Source organism: Granulosicoccus sp. 3-233 (assembly GCF_052681095.1).
Genome location: NZ_JBQYLE010000003.1, coordinates 479,326 through 497,815 on the forward strand (window position 1 = coordinate 479,326; position 18,490 = coordinate 497,815).

Sequence of the window (18,490 nt, forward strand, 5' to 3'; positions counted from 1 at the left end):
CACCTGGAAGACCCATCAGCATGAAGCCGGAAACCATTGCACTGCATCATGGCTATACGCCGGATGAGCAACACTCGGTCGCTGTGCCCATTCATCAGACCACAGCCTATTCCTTCGACAATGCCCAGCATGGCGCAGACCTGTTCGATCTGAAGGTCGCCGGCAACATCTACTCACGCATCATGAACCCGACCTGTGCGGTTCTCGAGCAGCGGGTGGCCGCCCTTGAAGGCGGAATCGGCGCGCTCAGTGTGGCCTCGGGAATGTCGGCCATCACCTACGCCATCCAGACCATCGCCGAAGCCGGAGACAACATCGTCTCCATCAGCGAACTGTACGGAGGTACCTACAATCTGTTCGCCCACACCTTCCCGCGAATGGGTCTGACCACACGCTTCGCCGACAAGGATGATTTCGACGGCATTGCCGCACTGATCGACAGCCGTACCAAGGCCATCTACTGCGAAAGCATCGGTAACCCTTCCGGTGGCGTGGTGGATATCGCCCGGTTGGCCAACCTGGCACACGAGCACGGCGTACCGCTGATCGTGGACAACACCGTGGCCACGCCAACCCTCTGCCGACCGATCGAACACGGTGCCGACATCGTCGTGCATTCCGCCACCAAGTACATAGGCGGACATGGCACCACGGTCGGCGGGGTCATTGTGGACTCCGGCAAGTTTCCCTGGGCTGAACAGGGCGAGCGATTTTCCCTGCTCACCGAGCCCGACGTCTCCTACCACGGCGTCAGCTATACGCGCGATGTCGGTGAAGCAGCCTTCATCACCCGGGCGCGTGTCGTGCCACTGCGCAACATGGGAGCCGCACTGTCGGCACAGGCTGCCTGGAATCTGCTGCAGGGACTGGAGACCTTGTCGCTGCGCGTCGAACGGATTTGTCAGAACACGCTGGCTGTCGCCGAATATCTGGATGGCCATGACAAGGTCAAATGGGTCAGCTATGCCGGCCTGCCAACGCACAAGGATCACGCACTGGCCCAGCAGTACATGGGCGGCAAGGCATCCGGCATCCTGAGTTTCGGTGTCGAGGGCGGCCTGGACGCAGGCATACGCTTCTACGATGCACTGCAACTGGTTCTGCGCCTGGTGAATATCGGTGATTCCAAGTCATTGGCATCGATGCCCGCCGCCACCACCCACCGCCAGCTGAATGAAGAAGAACTGGCAACCGCCGGCGTCACCCCTGACATGGTGCGCCTGTCACTGGGCATCGAACATATCGATGACATCATCGCCGATCTGGAGCAGGCGCTGAGCAAGGTCTGATATTCGACTGGATCACGAAGCGGTATCGCAGCGGCACTCCTTGTTCCGCTACCTTACCGCCAGCGGCCACGGTGATGGTGGCCGCTGCTGTGCCAGGCCGATGTGAGCAAGATCAGCTCAAACCACTGGCCAAGCTGTCGAATACCGCCCTGATGCGCCTGCTGTGCCTCAGCTCACGGTGCGACACCAGCCAGATGGGAAATTCGAAAGCCGGCATGTTCGGACAGGCGCGAACCACAGCCGTCTCGGCATCGCCGATCTGCTCGGGCATGATGCCGATACCCAGACCCTGCTTGACCATCGACCAGTGCACCAGATAGCTGCGAGTCATCAAGGGCATGTTGCGCTCGGTCAGGCTCATGCCGACACCATTGAGCCATTGCAGAATACTGGCCGGATCGGCAAAACCGATGAAACTGGCCTCGCTGAAATCCTCAGGCCTGCTCGGATTGCCTATCGACTGGAGATAGGCAGGCGTGGCATACAGCCGCCCTGAATCATCGCGGATCTTGCGTGCAATCAGATCCGGCTCTTCCGGTCGAAAATTGCGTACCGCGATGTCCGCCTCGCGTCGACCAAGGTCACTGACGGTATTCTCGGCAACGATTTCCACCTCGATTTCCGGTTCCTCACGGCGCAGTTTCTCGAGAATCGGTGGCAGCAGGAATGCGGCATAGACCTCACTGACAGACACGGATACCTTGCCTCGCAGACCGGTGGCATGACTGTCCGCCACTCTGGATACATGCAGAGCGGACTCTCCCATGGCCTGCACGAATTCGAGCAATGCCTTGCCCGCGGGAGTCAACACCAGCCTCCCGGCGGCACGATCGAACAGAACGACGCTCAGTTCCTCTTCCAGCGCGGCGACCTGGCGACCCAGGGTCGGCTGGGTTGTGCCCAGTGCCTGGGCAGCCGCCGTCAGTGAACCCTCCTCCGCCGTGACGAGAAAGGCACGCGCGTGGTTCCAGTCAAAATTGACAGATTTCCAGTCCATACGATTTCACATACCAGCCATGCGTCGGCAGAGGTTTTCTTCAGCAATCGGCGCAGCCACACTCTCCTTCCCGATCATGTGCCAGCCAGGAGAATGCCATGCAAGCCGTCATCCAGACCCGCTACGGTGCACCACAGGTACTGCAGCTTACCTCGCAGCCCAAACCCGTTCCAGCCGACAACGAGATTCTGGTACGCATCGTCGCCTCATCGGTGACAGCAGCCGATAGCATGATGCGTCGCGGAACGCCTCGCTATGGCAGGCTGTTTCTCGGACTCTTCAAACCTCGCCACCCGGTATCCGGCACCGGATTCAGCGGCGTGATCGAAGCCTCCGGCAGCGCCGTGAGCCGCTTCCGCATCGGTGAGGCGGTCATGGGGGAGAGCGTTCTGGGTGCCGGCACGCATTGCGAGTACGTCTGTGTGCCACAGGACGAGGTGATCTGTCGCAAGCCGGACAACCTCAGTCATGCGGAAGCCGCTACCGTCTGCGATGGCGTGGTGACATCCAGCAATTTCCTGTATCGACTCGGCAACGTAGAATCCGGCCAGCGTGTGCTGATCAACGGCGCTGCAGGCAGCCTCGGCAGCGCCGCCGTGCAACTGGCGAAATGCGCCGGCGCAACGGTCGTCGCAGTTTGCGGCCGTGAGAACCATGACTTCGTGCGTTCGTTGGGGGCCGATGAGGTCATCGACTACAACGTCTCCGACCCCCTGCAGGGGGATGAACGTTTCGATCTGATCTATGATGCCGTCGGCAAGCTCGACATGAGGCCAGCCATGGATGCCCTGCGGGAGAAGGGTCGCTTCCTTTCTCCGGTATTGAGCCTGCCTCTGCTGATACGCGTGCTGCTCTCTCGCCTCAGCGGTTCTCGCCAGGTGCTGTTTTCGGCCACCGGCTTGCTGCCCACGGCGGAACGCCTGAGCCTGTTGCAGGGCGTGCTGCCATTACTGGAGCAAGGCAGACTGTGCATCAGCATCACCAGAGAATATGCCCTGTCCGAGATTGCCCAAGCGCATGAATACATCGATACCGGACACAAACGAGGCAACATCGTCGTGAAGCCCTGAATGAAATGACAGAGGCCACGCCTTTCTCACCTGTGGTGTACTGCAATGTCGCTAGCGCTTGAACAGCCGAATCGGCAGTATCCACCATACCAGCACCATCAGGAGAAAGAATGCAGCCGCCAACAGGCTGTCTGCCGTGTCTGGCGAAAGACGTTAGGCGGCAGCCACATCGACCTTGCTCTGCAGCCAGCCGATGGCAAGACCTGCTATCAGCAATGCCAGCGTTGCCTTGACGACGAGCTTGAACAGAAACAGAAACAGCCAGCCGAACAACAGGCTTAGCCAGCTGCGCCGTACTTGCGGGCTGGCGCCCGATTGCCGACCAGTCGCTGCCCCATCACCGGCAGCAGCAACGCGCCTGATGGCATCGCCCTGCCGCCTCTGTGCCCTGTCGCGCGAGCGTATCGACTTGTAGAAATCGACAACGATGAATGCTGCCAGACTGCTGACAACATGCAGCCCGACATCCTTGAACGCGATATCCGACAATGCAAATTCCATGATACACACCCGGCAGATAGCTTATGCGGCCTGGCCGCAGCACCAGCCTACCTTGAATCAAGCCTGCCTTGCAGCCTGTGTCAGGCCCTGGCGGGTTCACGGCCCCGGTTGTCGGACCGCTTGCGGAGCGACCTGTTTCAGGTGCTCAGCCATTGGCCTTGCCCGTCGACAGTGCGCTCGAATCGGCCCGCGTGGTGCCATCTGCGGAAGATCCATCCACGATCGCATGACGCAGAATCAGCAGAATGGCCAATTGAGTACCGAAGATCAGCGAAGCCAGTAACAAGTGCAGAGGCTGTGAGAACAGGGGCATGTGCAGTCGATCCATGCTCATGCCGATGGCAATGGTACCCAGCAGAAAAACGCCCAGAGCGATGCTCAGCCGCCGCAGAATGACGGAGTGAGAATGATTGAGTACGGCCAGAATCAGCCAGCCATTGAGCAAGGTCAGCGGTATCGCGTAGTACTTGTGAATACCGAAGATCAGCGGCAGATTGTCTATCCACAGATGCCGATCCGTGAAGTTGCTGCTGCGGGCGATGAGATCGACAGCTTCGCGAACCTGAGTACCCATGACCAGTTGCAGCAAGCCGGCTATCATCGCTGTGATCATCAGGGGATAGAAGAACTTCGGTAGACGATCGATGTGTATGTCGCTGTAGCGATCCCTGCCCGCCCGCACCAGCGCCGCGATCAGGATGCCCACGATGACCTGGGCCAGCATCATGTGAAGCGTGATCATGCCGGTGTGCAGATTGCTGGCAACCACTCTGGCTCCCAGCCACCCCTGAATGCCGACCAGAATGAAGCCGGACAACGCAAACCAGAAGATTTTCGGCTCGTCGCGGCGATACGGTATGGAAAACAGCAAAGTGACCAGTATGGTCAGACCGGTAAACGCACCCAGCAGCCGATTGAGATATTCGGTCCAGGTCTTGCGCACATTGAAGGTGGTGTCGGCATAACCACGCTCCGCGTAGATCTCCTGATAGTTCGCCGGCAATTGCGCTTCGCTGGTCGGCGGAACCCATTGACCAAAACAGGTGGGCCAGTCCGGACAACCCATGCCCGAACCGGTAGCGCGAACGATTCCGCCTACCAGAATCAGCGCAAAGATGGTGGTGACCGTAATGGCAGCACACCAGCGAAAACGGCGTTGGGTCGATTGACTGGGCATAGCGCGGGCAGGACTCGGCATGGCTTCACGATGAAACGCTTATGGTACGTCATACGCACTTCCGAGGCGTTGCATCTGCGAAACGGCAATTATCCCTGAACTTTTTTCACAGACTGTCGTTCTGAAGGTGCATGAAAAATCAAGCCATCCGTCGCCGACGGAATATTGTCATGCGCCAGTCTCTTGCAGGCCTGCTGGCCAGTCTGATCATCCCTGTTGGAGTCATGGCCAATGTATCCACGAACCTGCCCGGCGAGCCTCCCGGTGGGGATTTCGCCACGGCAGATCTGGCCGGTTGGGCCGAACGCAGCTTCAAGGGCAATACCGAATACCGGCTGGAAGAGGAAAACGGTGTGCAAGTATTGCGCGGCGAAACGCAGGGTCAGGCCTCGATCCTGTACCGCGAGCAGAAGATCGATCTGGAGAGTACCCCGATCGTGGAATGGTCCTGGAAAGTGAATGGCACTTACCCGGGCATCGACGAGCGCAGTCGCAACGGGGATGATTTCCCGGCTCGCCTCTATGTGGTGGCAAAGACCGGCTTTCTGCCCTGGGAGACCGTGGCGATCAACTATGTCTGGTCGTCTCAGTCAGCGCTGGACGAAGCCTGGCCCAACCCGTTCACGGACAAGGCTCAGATGGTCGTGGTTCAGAGCGGTGAGGAGCACGTGGGCAACTGGGTTGGCCAGCGACGCAATGTGGCAGAAGATTTCAGGCAGTACTTCGATCTGGACGTCGCCATGCTCAGCGGCTATGCCGTGATGGTCGATGGTGACAATGCCGATCGTGAGGGCACGGCCTGGTTCGGCGAGATCCGCTTCAGCGCCGAGTAACTGGCCAGCGGACTCGGGAGCCGATGCAGACGCAGACGCAGACGCAGGCGCAGGAGCAGGAGCAGGAGCAGGAGCAGGAGCAGGAGCAGGAGCAGGAGCACATCACTTTGCCGGTTTTGCAATGCTGGCTCTATACTCTGTGAATATGGACAGACGCCAATTCAACTCCCTGTGCAGCGCCTTGCTGGCAGGCGCTGCTACTGCACATGCCAATGCACAGGCTGACGCGCAAGCGAATGCCGGCCCTCAACGGACGCTCTATCCGAGCAGCCGCTTGATCTATCAGGATGAGAGCGAGGTGACGCTGGACTCTCTGAAGACAGGCCAGGCCTATATCTTCGGCTACCCCTACCGTACGACACCCTGCTTTCTGATGCGCCTCGGGCGATCGTCGCCGGCCCGCGGCTCCTGGCCCGGTGGCGTGGACAGCGACCAGTCGGTCGTGGCTTTTTCGGCCATCTGCAGCCACAAGATGTCACATCCGGCCAAGCCCATCAGTCACATCGCCTATCGCCCCGAAACGGTCACTTTCCATGACAGGCAAGGCATCGCCCACACGCGTGACGGGCTCATCAGCTGCTGCTCGGAACGCAGTGTGTATGATCCTGCGGCCGGTGGCGAAGTGCTGAGCGGCCCCGCACCGGCACCTCTGGCAGCCATCGAACTGCAGGTCGATGCTCAGGGAAGATTGTCCGCAACGGGAAGCCTGGGCCCGGATCAGTACGAACGCTTTCTGGAAAAATTCGGCTTCCGGCTCGCCATGGAATACGGTGTTACCGATGTGCGTACTCGCTCCGGTGAACGTGTCGTGGCAGTTCCGGCGGACGAGTTCTCGGTGCAGCAGGTGCTCTGTTGAACAATGCGCGAGCCATTCGGCAGCTCAAGAAACTGCCGTTGCTCCAGAGTATCGATGCCGCTCTGTGGGATCGTCTGATCCCCCTGATATCGTTCACTGACCTGGCCGAGGGAGAAACCCTCTTCTCGGCAGGGAGTGAGAGCCAGAATCTGTATGTAGTGGTCGATGGAGAGCTGGGGCTGTACATGCCCTGCAACGATTCATCCACCGAGACCTTCTACCTGCAGGCCCGGCGCAAGGGGGAAACCGCCGGCGACTTCGCCGTACTCAATGGCGGCGAACATCTCGCCACGGCCATCGCCATCAGGAAGACACGGATTGCGCAGTTTCCGCGATTTGCGTTTGATCAGTTGACCAATATCGACTCTGGCATCCTGGCGCATGTCTATGATGTCGCAGCTCGCCTGTCACGGCGCGTGACCCTGGCACGAGCGTTTCTCGAACTGTTCGGTGACATGAGCAATGCCACCATGGACCAGTTGCTCGAGCAGACCGAGATTCGGCATTACCACAGTGGGCAGGTGTTGTTTCACGAAGGCGATGCGCCGGATGCCCTGTTTGTCATCCTATCCGGAAAGCTGCTGGTCGAGTCCACCAACGCCGAAGGCATGGTATCTCGGGTTGCCGAGGTTCAGGCCTCGGAAACCGTTGGCGAACTGGCCTTGCTGGCCGATTCCAATCGCACCGCCACGGTGACGGCAGCGCGCGAATGCACCGTCGCCGCATTGGCTCGAAGCGCATTCGATACGCTGATCGCCAATCGGCCCGAGATGCTGCTGCGCCTGTCTCGCCTGATCGTGCGCCGCAATTTCGCCAATAGTCAGCGCAGCAAGGATGCGTCAACCGACCGCACCTTTCTGGTCCTGCCGCTGGATTCGAGACTGCCGCTGCGTCGCTTCGTGCACCAGCTGAAGAATGCCCTGCGAGATCTGGGCGAGACCCTGACCCTCAATTCTCGCAGTTTCGACACCCTCTATGGCCGTACCGGTGCCTCGCAGACCAGCTTCGACAACATCTTCAATTCAGCCATAGCCGAATGGCTGGATGACAAGGAGAACCGTGTCGATTCCCTGGTATATGTTGCCGATCGAGAATGGAATTCCTGGACCCAGCGCTGCATCAATCGAGCCGATCGCATTCTGCTGCTGGCCAATGCCGACCCGGACAACGCAACCGACATACGACAGCAGGAGCGCCAGCTAGAAGCCCTGTTCAGTCAATCACGCATTCGGCCGCGCATCGACCTGGTATTGCTGCATTCAAGCAATACCCGCTCGCCGCAGGGAACGGCCCGCTGGCTGGAGAAGCGAGCCCTCGACGCGTTCTACCATGTTCGCATCAACGATCCCGCCCATCTTTCCCGACTGGCACGGCGCCTGACGCACAAGGCTCGTGGTGTCGTCTTCAGTGGCGGGGGGGCTCGAGGCTACGCTCATCTGGGGGTCCAGCGTCTGATCGAAGAACAATCGGTCTGTGTCGATTACATCGGCGGCTCCAGCATGGGCGGCTTGCTGGGTGCTGCGATGGCCATGGGGCGTGATTACGAGAATGTGCACTCCCTGTCCGCCTCCTTCGCCAACAAGCAGGCCCTGTTCGACTACACCCTGCCTCTGGCATCTCTGATGAAATCAGCCAAGCTGACACGCTTCTGTCGTGAGGTCTATCGCAGTACCCGTATCGAGGATCTCTGGATTCCATTCTTCTGCATTTCCTCCAACCTGGCAGACGGACGCGAAGTGATCCATGAAAGCGGTCCTCTGTGGAAGGTCGTGCGCAGCACGATTTCCCTTCCCGGCGTGTTCTCCCCGGTACCGACAAGTGATGGCGACCTGCTGATCGATGGTGCCGTGCTCAATACCTTCCCGGTCGACATCATGCAGAAGCGCCTGGGCGGACGTTCCAACATCATCGGCGTCAATGTCAGCCAGATTCCCGAACAGTTCAATTACTACGACTTCGGCACCAGCCTGTCCGGCTGGCAGGTGCTGCTGTCACGCCTCAACCCCTGGGCAGAGAGCATTCGCATACCCCGCATTGCCGAAACCCTGCTGCGAGCCACCGACATCAAGAGCATCGAACGCCTGAACGAGGCCAGAAACTCTCTGGAAGTGCTGGTGGAGCCCAATGTGCGCGCCATTTCGCTGCTGGATTTCAAGTCATACGCGCAGATCAGTGAGTTGGGCTATCAGGAAGCGCGCAAGGTCTTCGCCCGTCATGGTCTGTGTCCCGAGAGTGCCGAGGATACCCTCTGCCCTGTGTCGGAACTTGACGAAGGCTCGCCAGCTAGGGAAAAAGGCGTCGCATAGCCGGTTTGCCCTCGGCCAGCATGATCGGCGTGGCGCCGTTGCGATTGGTCAGCTGCGGGTCGGCTCCGTGCTGCAACAGCAGCCTGACCATGGCCATGTCGTTACCCGATACCGCATGATGCAATGCGGTGTTGTCGTATTCGTCCTGCGCATTGACATCGGTATCCGGCAGCTTTGCCAACAGTCTTGCCACCGAGTCCTGACCGTTTTCCACCGCACGCATGAAGGGCGTAAAGCGATACACATCCCGGATCTGCGTCTGCGCCCCGTTGTCTATCAGCCACTGCACCAGATCCGTGTAGCCCTTCGCGGCCGCCAGCGTCAAGGCCGTCCAGCCATTGGAGCCGATCACCTGGATGTCAGCACCTCTGTCCAGCAACCACTCGGCAACTTGCCGACGATTGCCCAGAACGGCAAACATGAATGCGGTGCCATTGGTTTGCGTGCGTTCATCGATATCGGCACCTGCGTCAATCAGCGACTTCACCAGAGCCAGATCGCCTTTCTTGCTGGCGACCATCAACGCGTTCTTGCCATTGCTGGCCGTCAGAGTCAGCAGTTGACGAGGTTCGTATCGGGCAAGCAACTGTCGCAAGGTGGCAATGCGATCATTGCCGATGGCACTGACCCACTGCTGCCTCACCTGAGCACCCGGGTCCGACACAGCAGTGGCGGTATCAGAGCCTCTCTGCCTGTCAAGCGAATGAGTTGCTGTGGACTCTGGTGGAATGTCGGAAGGTGTCTGCGAGAAGGGTCTGCGGTCATCCCCCAGCACGATGCCGGAACCCGCAAGGGCCAACAACAGCGAGGGTAACAGCCCGATCAGCAGGTTTCGCATGGGCCAACCGGATCAGGCGAGTTGCAGTGACGCCAGCACATCGGTGAATACCCGATCCGGGTCGTAGTGACCCGTCAGCCGAATCACGGCGTCCCGAGCCACGGCTTCATCGAGCAGTTGCCGGAAACCACTCTGCATGGCCTTGCTGACCGGAATGTTCTGCTTGTAGAGAACGCGGCAATATTCGTCGCCGATGAACAGTGGCAGCTGATCCTGCTGACTGATCAGCTTGATGCTCTCGAAATGCGAAGGACTGTGCCCGGTAATGAACAACATCGTGCCGCGACTGGCCTCTATCGGTGTGATGATTTCCAGACCGATTTCTATCAATGTGCCTTTTTCGTGTTCATGCAGATCGGCATCCAGTTCTACCGTGTAGGGGCCTCCGAGCAAACGACCGGTCTTCAGACAGGGGGCGTCAGCCGGTAACACGAAGAAAATGGCTGCCTGCCACTGGCCGTTGTCCAATTGCACCGGGACACAGCTGACCGTGATGTTGGCGTTGTGCAACAACACCATCACATCATCGGGAAATCGTTCTTCGGGGAGTTGGGCTGCAGACATTGACAGGACTGACCAGGACAAGGGCACCGGGCAGAAACTGCCGGACGATGAAATGTTAGCAGAATGGTCTGCCGGTTGACCGGCAAGAGTTTGTCTTGCCGGTCAACCGTGTGGAACACCCTGCATCAATGGCCAGCGGTTGCACCCGCGCTGCCCGCCACAACACCCGAGTTCGCACTCTTCGTCTCGCCAGGCTCGATGACCTTGCCTTCGGCTTCGAGCTTTTCATACCACAGGTCGTGGTGCTGCTTCGCCCATTCGGTGGATACATAACCGGTCGTCATGCCTTCCAGAGCGCCTTCGGTGCCAGCCGTTCCGATATAGATATGACCGACGGCCATGGCGGCCCAACCCAGGGACAAGACGGCATGCACCAGATTGGCCTGCTGCATCTGTGCTCGGGACCCTTCCACCAATGGCAGAAAACTGGCCCATTCCGGAATGGCGATACCGTAGACGGGGGCGACCATGATCAGCCCGGTAACACTGACGGCCAGACCGACGAATGTCACCACCCAGAACCAGATCTTCTCACCGGCATTCATGCGACCAGCGGAAGGGTGACCCTTGCCGATCACACCACCACCCTGTTTCATCCACTGAACATCGGTGGCGTTGGGGAAGTTGTGCCAGATCCACAGCACGATCATCAACACGATGCCCACCGAGAAGACCGGTCCGACCACATTGTGGATGGTGATGGAGGTCTGCGCCCACAATGCAAAGCCCTGCTTGCCCAGCAACGGAATCAGTACCGTCTTGCCGATCAGCATGCTCAAGCCGGTAATCGCCAGCGTAATGAAGGAGACTGCCGTTATCCAGTGCACCAGGCGACTGAACCAGCTCCAGCGCTTGACCTTGCGACCCGAGCGCGGCTCATCCAGCTTGTTGCGCCCGTGAATCATGTGATACAGCGCCACGATGACCAGCATGACCACGATCCCCCATGGCGCATACGTGGCAACCGGTCCGTCACGCAGCGCCTGCCATTCGGTGCCTCCTGCGGCTATCAGTACACCGGTCTCCTGTCCGGATACCGCGGTATAACCGGACACCCCCTCGCGTACCGCCCGCCAGTAATTGGAACGCGGATTGACGGTGGAGCCGGCCTCCTGAGCAATGGCCTCACTACCCAGAAAGTGCAAGCCGTAACTGCCCAGTGGCAACAGGAAGGCCATGAACACGATGGCCAGCAGGCTCAGGGTTGCAATCCTGCGTTTCCTTGCAGCGCTCATCTTCTGCCGCAGCGGCGGTTCGGCCGATGCGTCCGTCATGTGATCCGTCTGCATCAGACTCACCCCTCTGTGTAGGCGGTTTCCCAGCCCCAGGTCTGTGGACGTCCACCGCGACGCAGGACTCGCTCACGATAGATATCCGCCACCTCGTCACCATCTCCGGCAATCAGGGCTCGGGTTGAGCACATCTCGGCGCACAGCGGCAACTTGCCTTCAGCAATGCGATTACGACCATATTTCTCGTATTCGGCATCGGACAGATCGGCCTCGTCCGGTCCACCGGCGCAGAAGGTACATTTGTCCATCTTGCCGCGAGCGCCGAATGAGGATTGTTGCGGGTACTGTGGTGCGCCGAAGGGACAGGCGTAGAAACAGTAGCCGCAACCGATGCACAGACTCTTGTCATGCAGCACGATGCCATCGTCCGTGGTGTTGAAGCAATCCACCGGACAGACCGCCTGGCATGGCGCGTCGGTGCAGTGCATGCAGGCGACCGAAATCGACTTCTCTCCCGGTAAACCGTCATCCAGTGTGACCACTCGCCGACGATTCACCCCCCAGGGCACTTCGTGCTCGTTCTTGCACGCCGTCACACAGCCGTTGCACTCGATACAACGCTCGGCGTCGCACAGAAATTTCATTCTTGCCATGGTCGTATCCTCCTCAGGCTGCGGTTATCTTGCACAGGGAACACTTGGTTTCCTGCATCTGGGTCACGGAATCGTAGCCGTAGGTCATGGCGGTATTGTTGGATTCACCACGCACGTACGGCGCCGAGCCTTCAGGGTACTTGTCGATCAGGTCCTTGCCTTCGTACACACCACCGAAGTGGAATGGTGTGAAGACCACACCGCGTGCAACACGCTCCGTGATCATCGCCTTGACGTGGATCTTGCCGCCTTCCGGACTTTCAAGCCACACCATCTGGCCATCCTTGATCTCGATGTCATTGGCATCAGCCGTATTGATCTCGACGAACATGTCCTGCTGCAGTTCAGCCAGCCATGGATTGGAGCGAGTCTCCTCACCACCACCCTCGTATTCCACCAGGCGACCACTGGTATGGATCAGTGGAAACTCCTGAGAATAGTCTTCGGCCTGGATGGACCCATAGCGTGTTGGCAGGCGGTAATGCGACTTCCTGTCTTCATACGTCGGATAGTCGTCCACCAGATCGCGACGAGCCGTATAGAGCGGTTCACGATGAACAGGGACCGGATCCGGAAAGGTCCAGACATTGGCCCGGGCCTTGGCGTTACCGAACGGTGCACAGCCATGAGCGATGGCCACACGCTGAATGCCTCCGGACAGATCGGTCTTCCAGTTCTTGCCTTCTGCCGCCGTTTTCTCTTCCTCGCTCAGATCATCCCACCAGCCGAGAGTCTTCAGCATGTCGGCGGAAAACTCCGGATATCCGTCTTCGATCTCGGCACCGGCAGACCAGGAATCCTCGGCCAGCAGGTTGACACCGTCGCGTTCGACCCCAAATCGGGCACGAAAATTCAGGCCACCTTCGGCAACCGGCTTGCTCGGATCGTACAGATTGGGGGTACCGGGATGTCCCATTTCGGCCGTTCCCCAGCAAGGCCATGGCATGCCATAGTATTCCCCGTCCAGAGGGCCACCCTTGGCTTGCAGGGTGAGTTCGTCGAAGGTACCCCGATGTTCCATATGTGCCTTGATGCGCTCCGGACTCTGTCCCGTGTAACCGATGGTCCAGAGACCCCGGTTGAACTCGCGCGTGATGTCCTCGACCAGTGGCTCTTCGCCGTTCACCTCGATATGTTTGGTCAACTCTTCGGCAAAGCCCAGCTTGGCGGCGAACTTGTACATGATGGTGTGATCGGGCAGAGACTCGAACAGGGGTTCGATGATGCGATCACGCCATTGCAGTGACCGGTTGGATGCGGTGACCGAACCATAGGTTTCGAACTGGGTGGCAGCCGGCAGCAGATACATACCATCCTGGCGATCAGGCAGAACGGCCGTATGCGTGGGGTATGGATCGATGACCACCAGCAGTTCCAGCTTTTCCATCGCAGCCTTCATCTCGGGGCCGCGGGTCTGCGAGTTCGGTGCATGTCCCCACAGAACCATGGCGCGGATATTGTCTTTCTGGGCGATGTTTTCCTTGTCTTCCAGCACACCGTCGATCCAGCGCGATACCGGCATGCCGGCGGTGTACATGGGCTGCACATCCTTGTCGCCACTCTTTTCGTAGGCATTCTGGTCAAACCGGGACTTGACCCATTCGTAGTCCACATCCCAGACGCCTGCCCAGTGCTTCCAGGCACCTTCCGCCAGACCGTAGTATCCGGGCAAGGTATGCGACAGCACGCCCATGTCGGTAGCGCCCTGCACATTGTCGTGACCGCGGAAGATGTTTGCGCCGCCACCCGAGACACCGATGTTGCCCAGTGCCAGTTGCAGTACGCAATACGCGCGAGTGTTGTTGTTGCCGATGGTGTGCTGCGTGCCACCCATACACCAGACGATGGTGCCGGGTCGATTCTCGGCCATGGTCTGTGCAGCCTGCTTCAACTGCGCTTCAGGGATACCGGTGACGCGTTCGGTTTCCTCGGGAGTCCACTTGGCCACTTCGGTACGAATGTCATCCATGCCATAGACGCGCTGACGAATGTACTCCTTGTCTTCCCAGCCGTTTTCGAAGATATGCCACAGGATGCCCCAGATGACCGGTACATCGGTGCCGGGTCGCATCTGGATGAACTGATCGGAATGCGCCGCGGTACGGGTGAAGCGAGGATCGACAACGATGAGTTTGGATCCGTTTTCCTTCGCCTTGAGAATGTGCTGCATGGCTACCGGGTGCGCCTCGGCAGCGTTGGAGCCGATGAAGAACATCGCCTTGGACTTCTGCATGTCGTTGTAGGAGTTGGTCATCGCACCGTAACCCCAGGTATTGGCCACACCTGCCACCGTCGTGGAGTGACAGATACGCGCCTGGTGGTCGACATTGTTGGAGCCCCACAGCGCGGCGAACTTGCGGAACAGATACGCCTGTTCGTTACTGTATTTGGCAGAACCGAGCCAGTACACGGAATCGGATGTGGATTCTTCACGAATCTTCAGCATCTGATCACCGATCTCATTGATCGCCTCATCCCAGGAAACGCGGGTCCACTTGCCACCCACCAGTTTCATCGGGTACTTCAGGCGACGTTCACCATGACCGTGTTCGCGCACCGATGCCCCCTTGGCACAGTGGGCCCCCATGTTGATGGGCGAGTCGAAATCGGGTTCCTGCCCCGTCCACACGCCGTTCTGGATTTCCGCGATCACACCACAGCCGACCGAGCAGTGCGTACAGACCGAACGCACCTGCGTGGTCTCGACACCGGCCCTGGCGTGCGTCTCGGCCGCATGTGCCTTCTTCAGCATGCTGGGACCTGCGCCCACAGCCAATGCGGCGCCACCGGCTGTGAGACCGGAGTTCTTGAGAAAGGTACGACGATTGATGGAGCTGCCCAGCAGGCCCTTGACCTTGCCGGTGACTCCGGCCGGCAGTGCAGAACCGTGATCCGGGCTCTGTCCGGCAATCTTGCGCTTGAGTTTCATGGATTTCTCCTTGGAATTTCAGTAGGCCGGCTGCTAGAAACGGGCACGTGAGTAATAGCGGTTGACGTGCTCGGTGCGCTCGTAGCCTTTCTTGCCAGAGGCAGTGTCAACGACGTCGCTGGCCTCGACAACATCACCGATGTTGCTGGCGGCAGAGGCTGCTCCACTGGCCACCGCACCGCTGGCGACAGCCGCTCCCTGCAGAAATCCGCGGCGTCTGGCGTTGATGAATCCGGGTTTTTTCTCGTCAGTCATGGTTTTCATCCTCACTGGAGAACTCTCTGGGGAGCTCTGGAAGTTGTCAGGTGACGGCATCAGCTCTGCATGTCCAGCAGTTGCCGTTCGAAGTCGAAGAAGCTCTCGCCGAAAAAGCCGACCGAGCGGTAGAAATGGGCGGAACTGGCGTTCTGCATGTCGTCGAAGAATTGTCCGACCCAGGGTGCCAGATGATCGTTGAAGAAAGCCTGTTGCACATCCAGGGAGATTTCGTCAGGGTTCCTGATGATCAGGGCCATGGCATCGCACAATGCCGCAATGTGATCTTCCGATTCGGCCACGCCGTCCTGCCGCTCGATGCCCAGACGCTGCAAGTCTGCGCGCAATACGGCAACCGGCTTCTCCATCAGGAATCCGGTCATGTACCAGGATCCGAACGGCACCAGTTCGCCGCGCCCCACCCCGAGCAGCAATGCGAAATATTCATCATGAACCGACTCCAGGTCGGTCTTCAATGCCGCCTGCTTCATGAGTTCCCAGCCCATGGCAATGCGTCCCTCGCTGGAATCGACTTCACCGATCTGACGCAATCGTTGCAACACATCCGCATCGGGTTGCCGAGCCAGCAGACTGGCCAGCAGCTCGTAGACCGCCGCCCGCACGGCTTGCTCCTGATCACGCAGGAATTCTTCCTCGCTCTTGACGGGGAATTGCGGAGTATCACTGGTCATCACATTCATTCCGTATAGTCTCGACCAGCGCTGTGGCGAGCTCAAGGGCTTTCATTAAAGTCACGTGCGATCCGCTGGGGTCTGAGGAAAGCGGAAAATTCCGTCGTCGTACCAGACGGCGGTCCAAAATGTCTCAATCGTGCACCAATGCCGGGCGCAGCCGGCCAAGCCGTGAGCCGCACCCCCGGGAAATGGGCTCCGGGGCGTCTCATCAATCGGTCTGTACACCTGAACGGGGACAGCGTTCAGCCATTGTCCTTGTGCGTGCGAATGCCGGCAGCGTCCTCTTCGAACATGTCCCGCACGCGACAGTCACCGCACAATTTCAGACGGCGAACGGCCTTTTCGTTCTGGAACATCCAGTGGCCGGCCAGCTTTTCCGTCATCGTATCGATCATGCTCTGCGTGGTGAATGGTGTATGGCAGCGAGCACAGTGGAACGGCTTCTCCTCATGCAGTGTTTCGATCCTGCGTGCCTGCACACTGTCCCAGGTGTAGCGGGCCTTGAGCGTGATTGCCGATTCGGGACAGGCAGACTCGCACAGACCACATTGCAGACAGTTGGCCTCGACAAAGCGCAGCGCCGGCGTATCCTGCCCGTCCTGCAAGGCTCTGGCAGGACAGGTGGAGACACAGGCCATGCACAGAGTACAGGCGTCTGTATCGACCTTGATCTGCCCGAAAGGCGCCCCCTTGGGCAGGGCTGTTCTCGGTTCAGCCGGCAGCAACTGCTCCGACAAGGCATCCAGCGCCAGGCGCAGCGTCTGCCGCTTGTCATTGTGCGTGTCGAACCACTGTGGATCGATCCCTCCCAGTAACGTGGATCCATCAGTACCGGCCATGATGCGCCGTAGCCAGGCTTCCAGTTTTTCGGGGGCCAGCAGCGTCACGGGCAATTCGGGCACGCCCAGATCGGACATCAGAACGCCAACCCAGCGCAGCTGAGTTTCAATGGCCAGGCGTCCGGGATCATCGGCCGGTACATCCATCACCAGACAGATGTGCCGGGCCGGGCCCGCCAGCATCGCCAGCCAGTAGTCCGGGCCAAAGGCACTGACCTCTTCCACGAGAAGAGCCAGCACATCATCGGGCAGATTCATCTGCTCGATTCGCTCCTCTTCCGCTTCGGTATGCAGCACGATGATGCTGGCCCCTTCATTCTGCAGACTTCTGCGGGTTCGATCCACCGCGTCGACAGGCCGGGGAAAGGCGTAGCTCATGGCGCCACTGGGGCATACCGTGGCACAGCTTCCACAACCCTGACACAGAAAGGGATCAACACTGATTCGTTCACCATCGGAGCGAATGGCATCGGTGGCACAGACATCGATACACTGATTGCAGCCATCGAGTTCACTACGGCTGTGGGCGCAGATGTCGGCCTCGTAGTGGAAGTATCTCGGCTTGTCGAACTCACCGGTCAATTCAGACAGTGCCGCCACTGCGTCCTCCAGGGAGGCGGCATCGGGATTGCCCAGATGCACGTAGCCGAACGGCACCAGACGCATCGGCATCAGTGGTTCGGCAGACAGGTCGAGAACCAGATCGAAAAAGCCGCTTTCCCGATACACGGACACGGCGAGATCGAACATTTCGCCATCCAGAACGGACACCTGTGCTCGCCAGGCCCCCAGATGGCCAGAGAGTGAGAGCGATGGCACCGTGAACACGGCGACTCCCTCGTCCGTCAGCTGCTTGTCGATACGAACAGCATCCGGATTCACACTGACGATCGTGTAGTGACTGTTCGGGAAATACCGACCGGCCTCCAGTGCAGTGTCCACATCACCGATGACCAGACAGTGGCCCTGCGATACATATTGCACTTGCGAGGTTGCCTCGCCCAGTTGTTGCTGTTCCACCACCTGCGACAGATCACTGATCACGGCTATCGGGCGCTGCTCTTCACTCATTCTTCTGCTTCTCCGGGCTGTCTGTCATCCGGCGGTAAGGTCCTGGTTCCGGGTGCGCTTGTCGTCATCGGCCGAACCATTCGGCCCATGTGTTGCTGTCTTTCCTGCATCACCGTCAGGCGCGGTAGACGTGTCGGCTGCCAGTGCCGGCTGCTCACGACCCACAGCCGATTCAATGATCGGCTCGCCTGCTCCGGAGCGCTCGCTCTCCTCGGGATTGGGGCAGTCTTCCGCTGTGGTCCCAGTGACGTCTGTCCGATCGCTGTCTCCTTCAGCCGCTGCAACATCATCGCACTCGGACTGATCAGCTTGTTCGGCTTGTTCGGCTTGTTCGGCTTGTTCGGCTTGTTCGGCTTGTTCGGCTTGTTCGGCTTGTTCGGCTTGT

Annotated in this window: 17 protein-coding genes; 5 read left to right on the plus strand and 12 right to left on the minus strand. The window is 59.2% G+C overall.

The window, feature by feature from the left end; translation table 11 throughout:
- Positions 1-20 precede the first annotated feature (20 nt).
- Positions 21-1,289, plus strand: a complete 1,269-nt coding sequence (locus ACUNV4_RS11445) for an O-acetylhomoserine aminocarboxypropyltransferase/cysteine synthase family protein (RefSeq protein ID WP_430878675.1) — start codon at positions 21-23, stop codon at positions 1,287-1,289.
- A gap of 112 nt (positions 1,290-1,401) precedes the next feature.
- Here ACUNV4_RS11445 and ACUNV4_RS11450 read toward each other — a convergent pair whose 3' ends face one another.
- Entirely contained in the window at positions 1,402-2,286 is an 885-nt protein-coding gene (locus ACUNV4_RS11450) for a LysR family transcriptional regulator (RefSeq protein WP_430878676.1), read from the minus strand.
- Positions 2,287-2,384: 98 nt separating this feature from the next.
- Here ACUNV4_RS11450 and ACUNV4_RS11455 point away from each other — a divergent pair, with 98 nt between their 5' ends.
- Positions 2,385-3,356: an NAD(P)-dependent alcohol dehydrogenase gene (locus tag ACUNV4_RS11455; RefSeq protein WP_430878677.1), complete on the plus strand. Its 972-nt coding sequence runs from the start codon at positions 2,385-2,387 to the stop codon at positions 3,354-3,356.
- 153 nt (positions 3,357-3,509) lie between these two features.
- Here ACUNV4_RS11455 and ACUNV4_RS11460 read toward each other — a convergent pair whose 3' ends face one another.
- Together ACUNV4_RS11460 and ACUNV4_RS11465 are read right to left on the minus strand one after the other, a co-directional pair.
- On the minus strand, positions 3,510-3,857 hold the full coding sequence (locus ACUNV4_RS11460) for a hypothetical protein (protein ID WP_430878678.1): 348 nt from the start codon (positions 3,855-3,857) through the stop codon (positions 3,510-3,512).
- 145 nt (positions 3,858-4,002) lie between these two features.
- Complete coding sequence (locus ACUNV4_RS11465; RefSeq protein WP_430878679.1) at positions 4,003-5,034, minus strand: COX15/CtaA family protein; 1,032 nt, start codon at positions 5,032-5,034, stop codon at positions 4,003-4,005.
- A 170-nt stretch (positions 5,035-5,204) separates the two neighbouring features.
- Here ACUNV4_RS11465 and ACUNV4_RS11470 point away from each other — a divergent pair, with 170 nt between their 5' ends.
- The 3 genes from ACUNV4_RS11470 to ACUNV4_RS11480 all read left to right on the plus strand — a co-directional run bounded on the left by ACUNV4_RS11470 (position 5,205) and on the right by ACUNV4_RS11480 (position 9,029).
- Positions 5,205-5,867 carry a DUF3047 domain-containing protein gene (locus ACUNV4_RS11470; protein ID WP_430878680.1) on the plus strand — a complete coding sequence of 221 codons (663 nt, stop codon included), beginning with the start codon at positions 5,205-5,207 and terminating at the stop codon, positions 5,865-5,867.
- 145 nt (positions 5,868-6,012) lie between these two features.
- A complete protein-coding gene (locus tag ACUNV4_RS11475) occupies positions 6,013-6,723 on the plus strand; it encodes a hypothetical protein (RefSeq protein ID WP_430878681.1) in 711 nt (236 codons plus the stop codon).
- Positions 6,720-9,029, plus strand: coding sequence for a cyclic nucleotide-binding domain-containing protein (locus ACUNV4_RS11480; RefSeq protein ID WP_430878682.1), 2,310 nt, complete (start codon positions 6,720-6,722; stop codon positions 9,027-9,029). Before ACUNV4_RS11475 ends, ACUNV4_RS11480 begins: the two co-directional genes overlap by 4 nt.
- On the opposite strand, the gene ACUNV4_RS11485 is transcribed toward ACUNV4_RS11480, so the two are convergent.
- The 9 genes from ACUNV4_RS11485 to ACUNV4_RS11525 all read right to left on the minus strand — a co-directional run.
- Positions 9,007-9,867: an ankyrin repeat domain-containing protein gene (locus ACUNV4_RS11485; RefSeq protein ID WP_430878683.1), complete on the minus strand. Its 861-nt coding sequence runs from the start codon at positions 9,865-9,867 to the stop codon at positions 9,007-9,009. The genes ACUNV4_RS11480 and ACUNV4_RS11485 overlap by 23 nt on opposite strands.
- 12 nt (positions 9,868-9,879) lie before the next feature.
- Positions 9,880-10,431, minus strand: a complete 552-nt coding sequence (locus ACUNV4_RS11490; protein ID WP_430878684.1) for a hypothetical protein — start codon at positions 10,429-10,431, stop codon at positions 9,880-9,882.
- Between the two features lie 125 nt (positions 10,432-10,556).
- Positions 10,557-11,720, minus strand: a complete 1,164-nt coding sequence (locus tag ACUNV4_RS11495; RefSeq protein ID WP_430878685.1) for a formate dehydrogenase subunit gamma — start codon at positions 11,718-11,720, stop codon at positions 10,557-10,559.
- Positions 11,721-11,725: 5 nt separating this feature from the next.
- Positions 11,726-12,316 carry a formate dehydrogenase FDH3 subunit beta gene (fdh3B, locus tag ACUNV4_RS11500; protein ID WP_430878686.1) on the minus strand — a complete coding sequence of 197 codons (591 nt, stop codon included), beginning with the start codon at positions 12,314-12,316 and terminating at the stop codon, positions 11,726-11,728.
- Positions 12,317-12,329: 13 nt separating this feature from the next.
- Positions 12,330-15,245 (minus strand): formate dehydrogenase subunit alpha, encoded by a 2,916-nt coding sequence (locus ACUNV4_RS11505; protein WP_430878687.1) that lies wholly within the window; start codon positions 15,243-15,245, stop codon positions 12,330-12,332.
- Between the two features lie 33 nt (positions 15,246-15,278).
- Positions 15,279-15,500, minus strand: coding sequence for a twin-arginine translocation signal domain-containing protein (locus tag ACUNV4_RS11510; protein ID WP_430878688.1), 222 nt, complete (start codon positions 15,498-15,500; stop codon positions 15,279-15,281).
- A gap of 59 nt (positions 15,501-15,559) precedes the next feature.
- Positions 15,560-16,192 (minus strand): TorD/DmsD family molecular chaperone, encoded by a 633-nt coding sequence (locus tag ACUNV4_RS11515; protein ID WP_430878689.1) that lies wholly within the window; start codon positions 16,190-16,192, stop codon positions 15,560-15,562.
- Between the two features lie 245 nt (positions 16,193-16,437).
- On the minus strand, positions 16,438-18,105 hold the full coding sequence (locus ACUNV4_RS11520) for a 4Fe-4S binding protein (RefSeq protein WP_430878690.1): 1,668 nt from the start codon (positions 18,103-18,105) through the stop codon (positions 16,438-16,440).
- Between the two features lie 24 nt (positions 18,106-18,129).
- On the minus strand, positions 18,130-18,490 hold a 361-nt coding region (locus tag ACUNV4_RS11525; RefSeq protein WP_430878691.1), incomplete at its 5' end, for a hypothetical protein.

Bases quoted from the DNA above. Each gene is read 5' to 3' on its own strand.
- ACUNV4_RS11510 (WP_430878688.1), bottom strand. From the start codon at position 15,500: ATGACTGACGAGAAAAAACCCGGATTCATCAACGCCAGACGCCGCGGA.
- ACUNV4_RS11515 (WP_430878689.1), bottom strand. From the start codon at position 16,192: ATGACCAGTGATACTCCGCAATTCCCCGTCAAGAGCGAGGAAGAATTC.
- ACUNV4_RS11475 (WP_430878681.1), top strand. From the start codon at position 6,013: ATGGACAGACGCCAATTCAACTCCCTGTGCAGCGCCTTGCTGGCAGGC.
- ACUNV4_RS11445 (WP_430878675.1), top strand. From the start codon at position 21: ATGAAGCCGGAAACCATTGCACTGCATCATGGCTATACGCCGGATGAG.
- ACUNV4_RS11520 (WP_430878690.1), bottom strand. From the start codon at position 18,105: ATGAGTGAAGAGCAGCGCCCGATAGCCGTGATCAGTGATCTGTCGCAG.
- ACUNV4_RS11460 (WP_430878678.1), bottom strand. From the start codon at position 3,857: ATGGAATTTGCATTGTCGGATATCGCGTTCAAGGATGTCGGGCTGCAT.
- ACUNV4_RS11495 (WP_430878685.1), bottom strand. From the start codon at position 11,720: ATGCAGACGGATCACATGACGGACGCATCGGCCGAACCGCCGCTGCGG.
- ACUNV4_RS11485 (WP_430878683.1), bottom strand. From the start codon at position 9,867: ATGCGAAACCTGCTGATCGGGCTGTTACCCTCGCTGTTGTTGGCCCTT.
- fdh3B (WP_430878686.1), bottom strand. From the start codon at position 12,316: ATGGCAAGAATGAAATTTCTGTGCGACGCCGAGCGTTGTATCGAGTGC.
- ACUNV4_RS11505 (WP_430878687.1), bottom strand. From the start codon at position 15,245: ATGAAACTCAAGCGCAAGATTGCCGGACAGAGCCCGGATCACGGTTCT.
- ACUNV4_RS11470 (WP_430878680.1), top strand. From the start codon at position 5,205: ATGCGCCAGTCTCTTGCAGGCCTGCTGGCCAGTCTGATCATCCCTGTT.
- ACUNV4_RS11455 (WP_430878677.1), top strand. From the start codon at position 2,385: ATGCAAGCCGTCATCCAGACCCGCTACGGTGCACCACAGGTACTGCAG.
- ACUNV4_RS11490 (WP_430878684.1), bottom strand. From the start codon at position 10,431: ATGTCTGCAGCCCAACTCCCCGAAGAACGATTTCCCGATGATGTGATG.
- ACUNV4_RS11465 (WP_430878679.1), bottom strand. From the start codon at position 5,034: ATGCCCAGTCAATCGACCCAACGCCGTTTTCGCTGGTGTGCTGCCATT.
- ACUNV4_RS11450 (WP_430878676.1), bottom strand. From the start codon at position 2,286: ATGGACTGGAAATCTGTCAATTTTGACTGGAACCACGCGCGTGCCTTT.